Annotated in this window: 12 protein-coding genes and 1 riboswitch; of the genes, 2 read left to right on the forward strand and 10 right to left on the reverse strand. The window is 70.1% G+C overall.

Annotation, left to right across the window (positions count from 1 at the left end; genetic code table 11):
* Nucleotides 1–94 precede the first annotated feature (94 nt).
* Nucleotides 95–823 carry a ZIP family metal transporter gene (locus ACFYXF_RS50075; protein ID WP_389360771.1) on the forward strand — a complete coding sequence of 243 codons (729 nt, stop codon included), beginning with the start codon at nucleotides 95–97 and terminating at the stop codon, nucleotides 821–823.
* A 5-nt stretch (nucleotides 824–828) separates the two neighbouring features.
* Here ACFYXF_RS50075 and cobI read toward each other — a convergent pair whose 3' ends face one another.
* From cobI to ACFYXF_RS50125, 10 genes are all read right to left on the reverse strand, one after another.
* Nucleotides 829–1,572: a precorrin-2 C(20)-methyltransferase gene (gene cobI, locus ACFYXF_RS50080; protein ID WP_389360773.1), complete on the reverse strand. Its 744-nt coding sequence runs from the start codon at nucleotides 1,570–1,572 to the stop codon at nucleotides 829–831.
* A complete protein-coding gene (locus ACFYXF_RS50085) occupies nucleotides 1,569–3,038 on the reverse strand; it encodes a cobyrinate a,c-diamide synthase (protein ID WP_389360793.1) in 1,470 nt (489 codons plus the stop codon). Before ACFYXF_RS50085 ends, cobI begins: the two co-directional genes overlap by 4 nt.
* A 10-nt stretch (nucleotides 3,039–3,048) precedes the next feature.
* Nucleotides 3,049–3,648: a cob(I)yrinic acid a,c-diamide adenosyltransferase gene (gene cobO / locus ACFYXF_RS50090; protein ID WP_389360775.1), complete on the reverse strand. Its 600-nt coding sequence runs from the start codon at nucleotides 3,646–3,648 to the stop codon at nucleotides 3,049–3,051.
* Nucleotides 3,648–5,663 (reverse strand): putative cobaltochelatase, encoded by a 2,016-nt coding sequence (locus ACFYXF_RS50095; protein WP_389360777.1) that lies wholly within the window; start codon nucleotides 5,661–5,663, stop codon nucleotides 3,648–3,650. Before ACFYXF_RS50095 ends, cobO begins: the two co-directional genes overlap by 1 nt.
* Nucleotides 5,664–5,832: 169 nt before the next feature.
* Nucleotides 5,833–9,486, reverse strand: a complete 3,654-nt coding sequence (gene cobN, locus ACFYXF_RS50100) for a cobaltochelatase subunit CobN (protein WP_389360779.1) — start codon at nucleotides 9,484–9,486, stop codon at nucleotides 5,833–5,835.
* On the reverse strand, nucleotides 9,483–11,006 hold the full coding sequence (locus ACFYXF_RS50105) for a cobyric acid synthase (protein WP_389360781.1): 1,524 nt from the start codon (nucleotides 11,004–11,006) through the stop codon (nucleotides 9,483–9,485). Before ACFYXF_RS50105 ends, cobN begins: the two co-directional genes overlap by 4 nt.
* Nucleotides 11,003–11,950 carry a cobalamin biosynthesis protein gene (locus ACFYXF_RS50110; protein WP_389360783.1) on the reverse strand — a complete coding sequence of 316 codons (948 nt, stop codon included), beginning with the start codon at nucleotides 11,948–11,950 and terminating at the stop codon, nucleotides 11,003–11,005. Before ACFYXF_RS50110 ends, ACFYXF_RS50105 begins: the two co-directional genes overlap by 4 nt.
* 103 nt (nucleotides 11,951–12,053) lie before the next feature.
* A riboswitch (cobalamin riboswitch) is annotated at nucleotides 12,054–12,197 on the reverse strand.
* 90 nt (nucleotides 12,198–12,287) lie between these two features.
* Complete coding sequence (locus tag ACFYXF_RS50115; RefSeq protein WP_369033777.1) at nucleotides 12,288–12,509, reverse strand: hypothetical protein; 222 nt, start codon at nucleotides 12,507–12,509, stop codon at nucleotides 12,288–12,290.
* Between the two features lie 45 nt (nucleotides 12,510–12,554).
* Nucleotides 12,555–13,778, reverse strand: a complete 1,224-nt coding sequence (locus ACFYXF_RS50120) for an anion permease (protein ID WP_389360785.1) — start codon at nucleotides 13,776–13,778, stop codon at nucleotides 12,555–12,557.
* A 108-nt stretch (nucleotides 13,779–13,886) separates the two neighbouring features.
* The gene (locus ACFYXF_RS50125) at nucleotides 13,887–14,660 is read right to left on the reverse strand and encodes a lysozyme (protein ID WP_389360787.1); all 774 of its coding nucleotides are present in this window, start codon (nucleotides 14,658–14,660) and stop codon (nucleotides 13,887–13,889) included.
* A gap of 196 nt (nucleotides 14,661–14,856) precedes the next feature.
* Between ACFYXF_RS50125 and ACFYXF_RS50130 the strand changes: the two genes are divergently transcribed.
* The gene (locus ACFYXF_RS50130; protein ID WP_389360789.1) at nucleotides 14,857–15,597 is read left to right on the forward strand and encodes a class II aldolase/adducin family protein; all 741 of its coding nucleotides are present in this window, start codon (nucleotides 14,857–14,859) and stop codon (nucleotides 15,595–15,597) included.
* Nucleotides 15,598–15,697 lie beyond the last annotated feature (100 nt).

Raw genomic sequence — 15,697 nt, forward strand, 5'->3', positions numbered from 1 at the left:
GAACATGCTGCGTGAACCAGTGGACTAGTGGACTAGGGGGACTTCAGGGAAGTCGGAGGTGCGCGAAGGCGGGTTGATCGGATAGCAAGAGCACATGGCGGTCTTCGTCGCGCTCGGCGCGTTCCTGATGACGCTGGCCGGCGGCTGGACGGCACTGCGTGTGACCGACCGCCGCCATCTCGTCCTGGGCCTGGCCGGCGGCCTGATGCTGGGCGTGGTCGGCCTCGATCTGCTGCCGGAGGCGCTGGACGCGGCGGGCGAGGAGGTGTTCGGCGTACCGGCCGCGCTGCTGCTGTTCGTCGCGGGCTTTCTGCTGGCCCATCTGGTGGAACGTCTGCTCGCGGTACGACAGGCGGCGCACGGCGCCGACGAGCACAACGGCCGGGCGCCTCAGGTCGGTCTGACGGCCGCCGCGGCCATGGTCGGCCACAGTGCGATGGACGGCGTCGCGATCGGAGCAGCCTTCCAGGTGGGCGGCGGGATGGGCCTCGCGGTCGCGCTCGCCGTGATCGCCCATGACTTCGCCGACGGCTTCAACACGTACACGATCACGAGTCTGTACGGGAACGCCCGCCGCAAGGCCCTGGCCATGCTGTTCGCCGACGCGGTGGCACCGGTGGCGGGCGCGGCCTCGACCCTTCTCTTCACGATCCCCGAACAGGCGCTCGGCTGCTATCTCGGCCTCTTCGGTGGCGTCCTGCTCTATCTCGCCGCCGCCGAGATCCTCCCCGAGGCCCACCACGAACACCCCGCCCACTCGACGGTGCTGTGCACGGTCGCGGGCGTGGCGTTCATCTGGCTCGTGGTGGGCGTATCGGGCTGAGGTGATCACAATTTGCCGCCCCGCCCGCCGTCGCGCGGCGCGGGCGCGATGAGCGTGGAGAGATAGGGGAGGGGCTCACCGTCGAGTTCACCGGCGGGCCGAATGAACTCACCCTCCAGCCCGAGAGCCGACCCCCACACGGCGTCGTCGAGCCGCCCGCTCTCCCGCAGGGCCTCGGCGACCTCCTGGGCCTGCCGCCCGAACTTGTACGCCACGACCGTGCCGGGCCCGGCGAGGGCGTCCTTGAGCGTGGCGGCCCCGGCGGTGACGGGCACGAGGGTGAGCGGCTCGGTGCCTTCGGTGAGCACGGCACCGGACCGCGCCGCCAGATCCTGCATGGCGGTGATACCGGGAACGGTCTCGATGACGACGCCGGGCGCCAGCTCCCCGATCGTCTGGGCGAGATAGGTGAACGTCGAGTACACATTGGGATCACCGATGGTCGCGAACGCGACGAGCGAGTGCGCCCCGAGCAACTCGGCGACCCGAGCACCGGCGGCATCCCACGCGGCCTCGCGCCGAGCACGGTCGGACCGCTCGTTCAGCGCGAAGACCACCCGGACGACCTTCTCCACGGGCACGTAGTGCAACACGGTGGCCTCGGCACGCCCCCGCTCACCCGTATCCATCACCGGTACGACGACCACATCGGCGGCACGCAACGCGTTGACGCCCTTGACGGTCACCAGCTCGGGATCACCGGGCCCGACCCCCACACCGACAAGCCTGCTATCACTTTCGCTGCTCATGACGTACGGCACCTCTCCACGAACCGACGGGCGACACCGGGCTCCGACGCCCAGTGCGTGTGCAGATAACTCGCGTGCACACCTCGCTGTACAAATCCCTCGACCCGCCGGACCGGGGCGAGCACGCCCCAAGCGGGCTCGGCCCCCGCCCCGGGCTCGACAACGGTCCGATGGAACTCGTGCCCGCGCATCCGGGTCCCGGCGACGGCGAGGGCGCTGTCGCTCACGGCCACGGCATCCCGATACCCGAGGGTGAGCCGCTCGCTCATCCGCGCGTCGGCATCGAGCACCCCGCACATCGGCAGCCCGTCCAACTCCCGGCACAGATAGAGCAGTCCGGCACACTCGGCGGCAACGGGCGCACCGCTCTCCGCGAGCGCGGCAACGGACTTGCGGAGCGTCTCATTGGCGGACAACTCACCGCCGTACACCTCGGGAAACCCACCCCCGACAACCAACCCCCGCGTCCCATCGGGCAGTTGCTCATCCCGAAGCGGATCGAACACGACAACCTCGGCCCCGGCGGCCCGCAACAGCTCGGCCTGCTCGGCATAGGAGAAGGTGAAGGCGGCCCCACCGGCAAGAGCGACAACGGGCGGCATTTCCAGCCCGTCCGGCGTTTGAGGACGAGCGCGTTCAGCGCGAAAAGGGGGGGCTGGGGGCACAGCCCCCAGGGATGGGACGGGTAGGGGCGGCGGGGGCGAGGAAACCAAAACCTCACCCGCATCCCAAGCCGCACAGGACAACGCCCCCGCACTCCGCGCCAACCCCATCAACGCCGCAAGATCACACCCGGCCTCGACCTGCGTAGCCATCGCAGCCACAGCCTCCACCGCAGCAGCCCGCCGCTCGCCAACCGGCACCAACCCCAGATGCCGGGAAGGCAGATCCACCTGAGCCACCCGCCGCAACACCCCGAGCACCGGCACCCCGGCCGACTCCAACGCCTCCCGCAGCAACGCCTCATGCCGATCCGACGCGACCTTGTTGAGGATCACCCCCCCGACCCGAACCTCCGGATCCCACGACGCGAACCCATGCACCAGCGCGGCCACGGACCGAGACTGCGACGACGCGTCGACGACCAGCACCACGGGCGCCCGCAATAGCTTCGCCACATGCGCGGTGGACGCCAGCTCACCTTCCCCCGCAGCCCCGTCGAACATCCCCATGACACCCTCGACGACCGCGAGGTCACACCCCCGCGCCCCGTGCAGGAACAACGGCCCGACAAGCTCCGGCCCGCACAGATACGCGTCGAGGTTCCGCCCCACCCGCCCGGTGGCGAGCGAGTGATACCCGGGATCGATGTAGTCCGGCCCCACCTTGTGCGGAGACACGGCAAGCCCGCGCGCGGCGAACGCGGCCATCAGCCCCGTGGCGACGGTGGTCTTGCCACTGCCGGAGGAAGGCGCGGCGATGACCAGCCGAGGAACGGAACCAGAGGAGGAAAGGGACGAAGAAATCACCAGGAACTCACCACTCGATCCCCCGCTGTCCTTTCTGCCCCGTGTCCATCGGGTGCTTCACCTTCGACATGTCGGTCACAAGGTCGGCGAACTCCACCAGCTTGTCGGGCGCGTTCCGCCCGGTGATCACGACGTGCTGGTTCCCGGGCCGGTCCCGCAGTACGGAGATCACCTCATCCGTGTCCACCCACCCCCAGTGCATGGGGTAGGCGAACTCGTCCAGCACATACAGCCGGTACGTCTCGGCGGCGAGATCCCGCTTGACCTGCTCCCAGCCCTCCCGAGCCTTCTCCTCGTTGTCCAGCTGCTCGTCCCGCTGGACCCAGGACCACCCCTCGCCCATCTTGTGCCAGTCGACGGACCCGCCCTCCCCGCTGGCCCCCAGCACCCGAAGCGCGTTCTCCTCGCCGACCTTCCACTTCGCCGACTTGACGAACTGGAACACCCCGATGGGCCACCCCTGATTCCAGGCGCGCAGCGCAAGCCCGAAAGCGGCGGTGGACTTGCCCTTCCCGATCCCCGTATGCACGACGACAAGCGGCCGATTACGCCGCTGCCTGGTCGTCAGCCCATCGTCCGGCACGACACTCGGCTGCCCCTGAGGCATTACGCGGCCCTCCTCTGTACGTCCTTGACCAACCCGGCGATGCTGTCGGCCCGCAGCTCGTCCAATGTCACCGCGGTACCGCCCAGTTCACCGGCGAGCTGCCCGGCGAGCCCCAGCCGAACCACCCCCGACTCACAGTCGACGACCACGGAGGCGACCCCCTCGGCGGCGAACAGCCGAGCCGCCCGCCCGGCCAACGCGACCGGCTCCGGCCCACCCGTGGCCCGCCCGTCGGTCACGACCACGACCAGCGCCCGCCGGGCCGGGTCCCGCATCCGCTCCACCCGGAGCACGTCATGCGCCTTGAGTAGCCCGGCCGCGAGCGGCGTACGCCCACCGGTCGGCAACGACTCCAGCCGTACGGCGGCGGCGTCCACGGAAGAGGTCGGAGGCAGGGCGACGTCGGCCGCCGACCCCCGGAAGGTCACGAGCCCGACCTTGTCCCGCCGCTGATAGGCGTCGAGGAGCAGCGACAGCACAGCGCCCTTCACGGCACTCATCCGCTGCCGGGCGGCCATGGACCCCGAGGCATCCACAACGAAAAGCACGAGATTCCCCTCGCGCCCCTCCCGAGTCGCCTGCCGCAGATCGTCCCGCCGCACGACCAGCCCACGCCCGACCCGCCCGCGCGCCCGCTGATGAGGAGCGGCGGCCTGCACGGTGGCCGCCAAGTGCAGCTTGGTGAGCGCCCCTTGGGGCCGCCGGGACCCGGTCGTACGCCCCCGCTCGGTACGCGCCCGAGACCGCCGCCCGGCGGCGCCCTCACCCACACCCGGCACACTCAGCACCTTGGTACGAAAGGGCTCACCGGCCCGCACAGGCTGCTGCTCACCGGCCCCGCCCCCCGAGGGCTGCGGCTCCCCACCTTCTCCGGCCTCGGGCTGAGCGCCGGAGTCACCACCCTGAGGCCCGTCGTCGGACTCCGGAGCCTGCCCACCTCCACCACCACCGGGCCCGTCCGACCCAGGATCGGGATCAGGATCCTCGTCCTCCCCCGACCCCTGCCCGCCGAACTCCTCCAACGTCTCGTCGAGCTTGTTCTCGTCAAGTCCGGGCGCGTCAAAGGGATTCCGCCGCCGCCGATGCGGCAGGGCGAGCAACGCAGCCTGCCGAACATCCTCGGCAAGCACATCGGTACGCCCGGCCCAGGCGGCCAGCGCAACGGCGGTCCGCGCCATCACGATGTCGGCACGCATCCCGTCGACCTCGAAGGCGGCGCAGGTCGCGGCGATCTGCCGCAACGCCCCATCGCCCAGCCGCACGGACGGCAACAACTCCCGCGCGGCGACGATCCGGGCCCGTACGGCGGACTCCTCATGGGCCCACCGAGCGGCGAACCCGGCAGGATCGTCGTCGTACGCCAGCCGCCGCCGCACGACCTCGACCCGCTGATCGGGCTCCCGCGAGGCGGCGACCTCGACGGTCAGCCCGAACCGGTCGAGGAGTTGGGGCCTCAACTCGCCTTCTTCGGGATTCATGGTGCCGACGAGGAGAAACTTCGCAGCATGCCGTACGGAGACACCTTCACGCTCGACGTAGGAGGCACCCATGGCGGCGGCGTCCAGCAACAGGTCGACGAGATGGTCATGAAGGAGATTGACCTCGTCGACGTACAGGATCCCGCGATGCGCATCGGCCAACAGGCCCGGCTCGAAGGCCTTCACGCCCTCCGCGAGTGCCCGCTCGATGTCGAGCGCCCCGACAAGCCGGTCTTCGGAGGCACCGACGGGCAGCTCGACCATACGGGCGGCCCGGGACTCATGGGCCCCGGCCTCGTGCGGCCCATCAGGACAGGCCGGATCGGGCGCCCCGGGGTCACACGAGAACCGGCACCCGGAGACGACGTCGACCTCGGGGAGCAGCGCGGAAAGGGCGCGTACGGCGGTGGACTTGGCGGTGCCTTTTTCGCCGCGCACAAGCACACCACCGACGGAGGGACTCACGGCATTCAACAGCAGCGCGAGCCGCAATTCGTCCTGCCCGACGATCGAGGAGAACGGGTAGGGCGTGCTCATGCGCGGATCACTCCTTCGAGTGGGTCGTGTCGGAATTGCTTGAGTGCCGATTGCGGAGACGCCATGGTCAAGGTCTGTTCCCCGCCGACGCGGGGATGGTCCGGCGCCGTTGTAGCCGTGACGCTGCATCGCGGCATGCTCCCCGCCGACGCGGGGATCTTCTGGGGGATCATGCGTCCCCCTCCAGATCGCCCTCAAGTTCGAGGTAGGTCGTCCGGAGCCGGTCCAAGGTCTCTTGGTCCGGCTCCGCCCACAGTCCTCGGTCCGCTGCCTCCAGCAGCCTCTCCGTGATGCCGCGCAAGGCCCACGGGTTGGACTGCCGCATGAACTCCTGGTTCTCCGGCGAGAACACGTACTCGGACGCCAGCTTTTCGTACATCCAGTCGTCGACCACACCTGCGGTCGCGTCGTACCCGAACAGGTAGTCCACGGTCGCAGCCATCTCGAAGGCACCCTTGTAGCCGTGCCTTCTCATGGCACTCATCCACCGCGGGTTGACCACCCGCGCCCGGAACACCCGGTGAGTCTCCTCGCCCAATGTCCGCGTTTTCACCTGGTCGGGAGTCGCCGAGTCACCGACGTACGCCTCGGGGGAGGCCCCCGTCAAATGCCGCACCATCGCGACCATGCCGCCGTGGTACTGGAAGTAGTCGTCCGCGTCGACAAGATCATGCTCGCGCGTGTCGACATTTTTCGCCGCGACTGCAATCCGCCGAAACGCCGTCTCCATGTCCCCCCGAGCAGCCCGCCCATCCAGCCCCCGCCCATAGGCGTAACCGCCCCACACGGCGTACACCTCGGCGAGGTCCGCGTCGCTCCTCCAGTTCCGCGCGTCGATCAACGGCAGCAACCCAGCCCCATAAGCCCCCGGCTTCGACCCGAAGATCCGAGCCGTGGCCCGACGCCGATCCCCATGCTCGGCGGCATCCGCATCCACGTGCGCCCGCACATAGTTGGACTCGGCCGGCTCCTCCAACTCCGCAACCGCCCGCACCGCGTCGTCGATGAGTCCCACCACATGCGGGAACGCGTCCCGGAAGAACCCGGAGATGCGGACCGTGACGTCGATCCGAGGCCGCCCCAACTCCTCGACCGGCACCACCTCGAACCCGGTCACCCGCCGCGACGCGTCGTCCCACACCGGACGGCAGCCCAGCAGCGCCAGGATCTCGGCGATGTCGTCGCCCTGGGTCCGCATGGCCGACGTACCCCAGACCGTCAGGCCGACGGACTTCGGGTACTCGCCGTTGTCGGTCAGATACCGCTGCACGAGCGAGTCGGCGAGCGCCTGCCCGACCTCCCAACTCAGCCTGGACGGAATGGCCTTGGGGTCGACGGAGTAGAAGTTGCGGCCGGTCGGCAGGACGTTGACCAGGCCGCGTGTGGGTGAACCCGACGGTCCCGCCGGGACGTAACCCCCGTCAAGTGCCTTGAGGATGTGGGTGATCTCGTCCGTCGTACGGGCCAGCCGAGGCACCACCTCACGGCACGCAAACTCCAACACCGCGACGGCGTCCGGCAGTTCGAGACCGAGTACGTCACGCACAAGGGCGGGAACAGTCTCCGCCTCCCACGCGCGCTCCTCCATGCCCTCCGCGAGCCGTCGGCACAGCTGCTCCAGCAGATCGATCGCGTCGGCGGCCGAACGAGCCGGCCCCTCCACCAGATCCGTCAGCTCGACCGGCAGCTTCACCGGAGCCCCCGGCTCGGCCAGCAACTCCTTCTCCACCAGCCCGAAATGAACCGCGAGCGCGGCCCGCAGCCCCGGCAGGGCATTCGCCTGACCACCCCACACCTGCGAGGCGCGCAGCACCGCCAGCACCAGGTTCACCCGCGCCTCGTCGACCGGCCCACCACCCAGGATGTGCAGACCGTCCCGGATCTGTACGTCCTTGATCTCGCACAGATAGCCGTCGATGTGCATGACGAACTCGTCGAACGCCTCGTCGTCCGGCTGGTCGTCGACGTGCAGGTCGTGGTGCAGTTCGGCCGCCTTGACCAGCGTCCAGATCTGCGCGCGTACCGCCGGCGCCTTCGTCGGGTCCAGGTCGGAGACGAGCGCGTACTCGTCGAGGAGCTGCTCCAGCTTCGCCAGGTCGCCGTACGTGTCCGCGCGGGCCATCGGCGGTACGAGGTGGTCGACGACGGTGGCGTGCCCGCGCCGTTTGGCCTGGGTGCCCTCGCCGGGGTCGTTGACGATGAACGGGTAGACGAGGGGGAGTTCACCGAGCACGGCGTCAGGACCGCACCCGCGACTCAGACCGAGTCCCTTGCCGGGCAGCCACTCCATCGTCCCGTGCTTGCCCATGTGGACGACCGCGTCCGCGCCGAAGGAATTCTCCAGCCACCTGTAGGTCGCCATGTAGTGGTGGGAGGGCGGCATGTCGGGATCGTGGTAGATCGCGATCGGGTTCTCGCCGAAGCCGCGCGGCGGCTGGATCAGCACGACGACGTTCCCGAACTGGAGGGAGGCCAGGACGATGTCGTCCCCGTCGACGTACAGGGAGCCGGGCGGCTCGCCCCACGCCTCCAGCATCCCGTTCCGCAAGTCGCCGTCCAGCTTGTCGAACCACGCCTGATAGTCGGCGAGCGGCACACGCGCGGGCGCGGCGGCCAACTGCTCCTCCGTCAGCCATTCGACGTCGTGGCCACCGGCGTTGATGAGCCGGTGGATCAACTCGTCACCGTTGTCGGGGTGTCCCTCGACGACGTACCCGGCGTCCCGCAGCGCGTCCAGCACCCGTACCGCCGAGGCGGGCGTGTCCAGGCCCACCGCGTTGCCGACACGCGAGTGCTTGGTCGGGTAGGCGGTGAAGACGAGGGCGAGCTTCTTGTCGGCGTTCGGCTTGTGCCTCAACTGGGCGTGCCGTACGGCGATTCCGGCGACGCGGGCGGCCCGCTCGGGGTCGGCGACGTACACCGGGACTCCGTCGGGACCGTCCTCCTTGAAGGAGAACGGCACGGTGATCAGCCGCCCGTCGAACTCGGGGATCGCGACCTGCATCGCCGCGTCCATGGGGGAGAGGGCGGCGTCGGAGCCGTCCCACGTCGCCTTGGACGACGTAAGACAAAGCCCTTGCAGCACAGGCACGTCGAGGTCGGCGAGCGCCCCGATGTCCCAGGCCTCCTCGTCACCACCGGCCGAGGCCTCGGAGGCGTGGGTACCGCCGGCGGCGAGGACGGTGGCGATCAGGGCGTCGGCCCCGGCGAGCAGCTCGTACAGTCCCGCGTCGGCCCCGCGCAGTGAACCGCAGTACACGGGAAGGGCGTTGACGCCCCGCGCCTCGATCGCCTCGCACAGGGTGTCGACGAACCCGGTGTTGCCGCTCAGCTCGTGGGCCCGGTAGAAGAGCACGCCGACGGTAGGACGGCCGCTCTCCTGCCCATACGAACCGTGCACCCCGTACTCGGGCATCTTCTGCGGCTCGACGAACCCCTCACCGGTCAGCAGCACGGTGTCGGACAGGAACCGTGCCATTTCCACCAGGTTGTCGGGCCCGCCCTCGACGAGATACCGCAGCGCCTCCGCCACGACCCCCGCGGGCACCGACGACTCGGCCATCAACTCGGCGTCGGGCACGGCCTCCCCGCCGAGCAGCACGGTCGGTACACCGGCGCTCTTCAGGTAGGCGAGCCCGTCCTCCCAGGCCCGCTTCCCGCCCAGCAGCCGTACGACGGCGATGTCCGCGCCCTCGACGAGCGCGGGCAGTTCCTCGGCGACGTCCACGCGGGTCGGATTGCCGATCCGGTACGAGGCACCGGCAGCGGCCCGGGCCGCCAGCAGGTCCGTGTCGGCGGTCGACAACAACAACACTGTGCTCATGCGGGCGCTCCCGGTGGAATGAAAGGCAGTCCTTGTGGCGCGCCCGACTCGATGAGCCGCAAGAGCGCGTCCGTGTCCGCGTGCTGTTCGATGAGATCGCCGAGCAGGTCGAGCTGCTCCTCGCGCAGCCCGGCGAAGGAGGTGTCGGGGGCGGGGACGAAGCGGCGGCCCGCGGCGGCGGCCACTTCGCGCAGGAACGCCCGCCGGAAGCCGTCGGATTCGAGCGACCCGTGCCAGTGCGTACCCCAGACGCTGCCGACCCGGCACCCGTCCAGGAAGGCTTCCCCGCCCAGGACTTCGGCGACCCCGTGATGGATCTCGTACCCCTCGACATCCTCGCCGAGGGCGGTGCCGACGGGCCGGGTGAGGGTCTTCTCGCGGGCGAACCGCACCCGTACGGGCAGCACCCCGAGCCCTTCGACAAGGCCCTGGCGACTCTCCACGTCGTCCTCGATCCGCTCCCCGAGGATCTGGAAACCACCGCAGATGCCGAGCACGGGCCGTCCCTCGGCGGCCCGGCGCACGAGAGCGTCCGCGAGCCCGCGCTGACGCAGCCAGGCCAGCGCCTTCACGGTCCCCCGAGTCCCCGGTACGACGACGAGATCGGCGTCGGCCAGTTCCTCCGGCCGGTCCACGAACCGTACGACGACGCCCGGTTCGGCGGCGAGCGCGTCGACGTCGGTGAAGTTGGACATCAGCGGGATCGCACAGACGGCGACCCGCAACACGTCCTCCCCGACGGGCGGGGAGACGTTGGACTCCCGGACGGTGCCGCGCAGGGAAACCCGAAGCCCGTCCTCTTCATCGATCCCGAGCCCGTGCCGGAAGGGCAGGACGCCGTACGTGGGCCGCCCGGTGAGCCCGAGGAGCATGTCGAGCCCGGGTTCCAGGAGGGTGACATCGCCGCGGAACTTGTTGACGAGGAACCCGGCGACGAGCGCCTGATCCTCGGGGGAGAGGAGAGCGACCGTCCCGAAAAAGGAGGCGAAGACGCCACCCCGGTCGATGTCGCCGACGACAACCACAGGAAGTCGGGCATTGCGCGCGATCCCCATGTTGACGATGTCGGTCCGCCGCAGATTGATCTCGGCCGGACTCCCGGCCCCCTCACAGATCACCGCGTCATACGTGCCCCGCAGTTCGGCAAGGCACTCCAGCACGGTCCCGAGCAGTTGCTGCTGCCGCCCCCCGTGATAGCCGCGCGCACTCATCTCACCCACGGGCTTCCCCATGAGCACGACCTGACTGCTCTGGTCGCTCCCGGGCTTCAGCAGGACGGGATTCATGAGCGCGGTGGGTTCGATACGGCACGCCTGCGCCTGCATGGCCTGCGCCCGCCCGATCTCGGCGCCTTCCCGCGTCACGAACGAATTGAGGGACATGTTCTGAGCCTTGAAGGGCGCGACCTTCACCCCTTGCCGCACGAGCCACCGACAGATCCCGGCGGTGACGACACTCTTCCCGGCATCGGAGGTGGTCCCGGCGACAAGCAGCCCGCCGCCGACAGTTCCGCCACTCATGACGTACGCCCCTTCGCTACGAGCCGTGCGGCGACGACACTGACCCCGAGGGCCAGCCAGGTGACCCGCCGGGACAGCCGTACGGCCCGTTCGACGTCCTGGACGCCGACGGCACGCCCGTACTCCCCGTTGAGCACGGGCCGATGCTCGACCCGCCCCGCGTAGGACAGCGTCCCGCCGAGCCGCACCCCGAGGGCCCCCGCGAAGGAGGCCTCGACGGGCCCGGCGTTGGGACTGGGATGGCTGCGTGCATCGGCACGCCAGGACCGGACGGCCCCGCGCGGATCACCACCGGCGGCAGCGGCGAGTACGGCGGTCAGCCGCGCCCCCGGCCACCCGGCGAGGTCGTCGAGCCGGGCGGAGGCCCATCCGTACCGCCGATACCGCGGAGACTTGTGCCCGACCATGGCATCGAGGGTGTTGACGGCCCGGAACCCGACGAGCCCCGGCACCCCACCCACAGCCCCCCACACAAGGGCCCCCACAACGGCGTCGGAGGTGTTCTCGGCGACGGACTCGACGACGGCCCGGGCGATCCCGTCGGAGTCGAGGGCCTGCGGATCGCGCCCGCAGAGATGGGGCAGCCGCTCCCGGGCCCCGTCGACATCCCCGGCCTCCAACGACCGCCCGATCGCCCGAGCCTCCCGCCCGAGGGAGGTCCCCCCGACCACGGCCCAGGTGGCGGCGGCGGTGAGCGCGACGGAAGCGGCACGGGACGGACGTACGACGGAACGGGCCCCCGCGGCAAGTGAGACGGCGCCTCCCACACACATGGCGGTGTGCAGCGCCCCCCACCCCCGGTGGTCCCGCCACAGCACCCGTTCGACGGCGCCGGCGGCCTGCCCGAACGCGGCGACCGGATGCCCCCGGCGCGGATCACCGAGAGCCAGATCACCGAGGAGTCCGAGGACGGCGCCGTACGCGAAGACGCGATCGGCACGCACCGGCTCAGCCGGCCGAAGTGGCGGGAGAAACCCTGGTCATGGACCTGGAACGCGAACGGCAGCCGAGCATGGCGATATGTCCTCACTCAGGGTGTCCACGCCCTGGTTCGACGAGACCGGCGGCGAGAGTTCCTGGCTCCCGGGGTTACCTACCCCGGTGACAGTGGCGGGACCGCGCCGGATTCGCACCGGCTTCCTCTTCTGCCGCCGTACATGGCTCCGGCAGTCCACCACGGGCCCGGAACACCCGTCAACTTGCCGTTGACCTGGAAAGGAGGACTGTGCTGAGCCCCACACCGCCGATGGAACGGCGGCGCGGGAACACGCTTTTCGGCCCTCACGCCACGATCAGATAGATCCCGTATGCCACAACTGCCGCACAGGCGGCGAAACATGCGTAAGCCCCCGTGACGGCGAGCCCGGCCGACTCCCCCTGCGTCGCCGCCCGTTCGCGCATCGAGAGTCCGACGATGCCCAGGGTGAACACGCCCACCATGGCCACGGTGATGACGAGGCTGACGCCGAAGACGGAACCGAGGGCGGCCCAGTCGATCTTCATGATGCTTCTTCCTTGCTTCTGACTTGGGGGACCGGGTGCTCGGTGTCAGACGGTGGCGGCCGGGGGAGTCGCCGGGTCGGCGGTGGTGGCCGGGGCGGGGATCGTGGCCGTGAGGTCGGTCGGCACCGTGTGCGCCGGCGGCGTCACCGCGGCGGCCGGATCCTCGGTCCCGTTGACGTTCGTGTGGTCGACCACCTCGCCGCGGCGCGAGACGACCCAGATCGCCGCGCTCGAGGCGATCAGGAAGACCGCCACCAGTGCCGTCCCCCAGTCCCCGAACCCGGTCACCCACTCCGCCACCGCACCCACCAGCGCCGCCGCGGGCAGCGTCAGCCCCCATGCCACGAACATGCGGGTCGCCGTCGACCAGCGGACCACGCCGCCCTTGCGGCCGAGGCCCGCGCCCATCACCGAGCCCGACACCGAGTGCGTGGTGGAGAGGGAGAAGCCGAGGTGGGAGGAGGCCAGGATGACCGTCGCCGCGCTGGTCTGGGCGGCGAAGCCCTGCTGGGGCTGGAGGTCGGTCAGGCCCTTGCCCATCGTGCGGATGATGCGCCAGCCGCCGAGGTACGTGCCGAGCGCGATGGCCAGGCCCGCGGAGAGGATGACCCACACCGGCGGGTCGGAGTCGGGGGCGACGGCGCCACCGGCGACCAGGGCGAGGGTGATGATGCCCATCGTCTTCTGCGCGTCGTTCGTGCCGTGGGCCAGCGACACCAGGCCCGCGGAGGCGATCTGGCCGGCCCGGAAGCCCTTCTCCGCCGCCTTGCCCTCGGCCTGCCCGGCGCTGAGCCGGTACGACAACCGGGTCGCCAGCATGGCCGCGACGCCCGCCACGATGGGGGCGGCGATCGCCGGGATCAGCACCTTCGTCACCAGGACGTCGCCGTGGACCGCGCCCGCGCCCGCCGAGGCGATGGTCGCGCCGATCAGACCGCCCATCAGGGCGTGCGAGGAGCTGGAGGGGAGTCCGACCAGCCAGGTCAGCAGGTTCCAGAGGATCGCGCCGACCAGCGCGGCGAAGATCACCTCGGGACGGATGCCGCTCTCGTCGACCAGGCCCTTGGAGATCGTGTTGGCGACCTCCACGGAGAGGAAGGCGCCCACGAGGTTGAGGACGGCCGACATGGCCACCGCGACCTTGGGTCTGAGAGCGCCGGTCGAGATGGTGGTGGCCATCGCGTTGGCGGTGTCGTGGAAACCGTTCGTGAAATCGAACGCGAGCGCGGTGACGACCACGATCGCGAGGATCAGCGAGAAGCTTTCCATTTACCCAGATTTCTTGAGGACGTAGGTGGCTGGTGGACCGTAAGCAACCTGGGTAAACGGAAGGTGAACTGAAGGGGTATGGGGGATGGCGTGGGGTGCGGTGTCTTCTCACGCCCCCTTCGCGAACCGCTTGAGCTGGGCCGGTGTCCCGTTGAAGAGATTCTGATCACCCGGCAGCGTGCCGCTGTTGTCGTACTGCCAGAACGTCCAGAGCTTCCAGCCGCCGGACGGCAGCGCCCCGGCGTCGGCCGCGTTGTAGCGGGCCAGCCACAGGGCGTGCTTCGAGGTGAAGACAGGGCTGCTGTTCGTGCAGTTGTTCCACCAGTGGGCGGTCGTGTAGATCACCGGACGGCGGCCGGTGAGCCGGTTGACCTCGTTGCTGAAGGCCGTGATCCAGCTGGCCATCTTCGCCTTGCTCAGGCCGTAGCACTTCTTCTTGCCGTACGGGTTGTACTCGATGTCGAGCGCGGGCGGCAGCGTCCAGCCGTCCGCGCGCCAGGCCCCGCCGTTGCGGATGAAGTGCCGGGCCTGGGTGATGCCGGACGACTTGTCCGGCAGGGCGAAGTGGTAGGCGCCGCGGATCAGGCCCGCGGCCCGTGAGCCGTCGTACTGCTGGCCGAAGTACGGATTGCGGTAGGTGTGGGACTCGGTCGCCTTGACGTACACGAAGGTGGCGCCCTTCGCCTTCGCGGACCGCCAGTCGACGTTCTTCTGGTGCGACGAGACGTCGTGACCCTTGGGCTTCGCGGCCGCCGAGACCGGAACCTCCGTCAGGACGGTTCCCCCGATGGCGAGCGCCGCCGCGGTGGCCGCGAGGGCGCGCGAGCGGCGGCGTAACAGTGGTCGACGGACGGGCTGGAACGGCTTGGGATCGCGGGCCATGTGTCCCCCCGGAATGGCTGCGTACGGAAAAATCTCCCAGAGGCTACTGGAAGATCGACAAATCGCCATCGCTCTCCGGCCAAAGCGCGCGCACGCGCCGATGCGTGCCCATATGCGCCCTTACGATCAACGGAGTTCGGGCCTACAGTGCCCTCGCCCGGCGGCGGCCCGGGACCGCGCCTGGCAGGATCACGGCATGGCTGATCAGCGACGGGACGGGCGTGACGTGCGGGACAGCGCACAGGGGGCGGGTACGGCGGAGGGGCGCGCCGTGCCCGACGGGACGGCGCGTGCCTGGGCCGCGCTCGTCGCGACGGCCCGCCGTACGGTGGCCGACGGGCTGGTCGTCGGTACCTCCGGCAATGTCTCCGTACGCGTCGGCGACACCGTCCTGGTCACCCCGTCCGGCGTTCCGTACAAACAGCTCCTCCCCGCCGACATCGTCGGCGTCGACCTGACCGGCCGCCAGGTCCTCGGCACCCTCACCCCGACGAGCGAACTGCCCATGCATCTCGCCGTCTACCGCGCCACCGGCGCCCGCGCCGTCGTCCACACCCACGCCGTCCACGCGACGGCCGTCTCGACGCTCGTCCGAGAGCTGCCGCTGATCCACTACATGGCGGCGGATCTCGGCGGCCCCGTCCGAGTCGCCCCGTATGCGACCTACGGCACCGAAGAGTTGGCCGAGAACACGCTCCAAGCCCTCACGGACCGCACCGCCTGCCTACTCCAGAACCACGGCACGATCGCGTACGGCGAAACCCTCGACCAGGCATACGACCGCACAGCCCAACTGGAGTGGATGTGCCGAGTCTGGCTGACGGCATCGGCCCTGCCAGGCCTCTCCCCGACCCTCCTGACGGAGGCCCAGGTGAACCAGGCGGGGGACCGTCTCAAGGGGTACGGGCAGCAGCCCTCCAGTCCGTCCGGCGCTTGATCTTTCAGCCCGTCCGGCGTTTGAGGACGAGCGCGTTCAGCGCGAAAGGGGGGTCTGGGGGCGCAGCCCCCAGAAGGATGGGACGGGTAGGGGCGGCGGG

The sequence above is a fragment of the Streptomyces sp. NPDC002680 genome (assembly GCF_042889145.1).
Lineage (GTDB): Bacteria > Actinomycetota > Actinomycetes > Streptomycetales > Streptomycetaceae > Streptomyces > Streptomyces adonidis.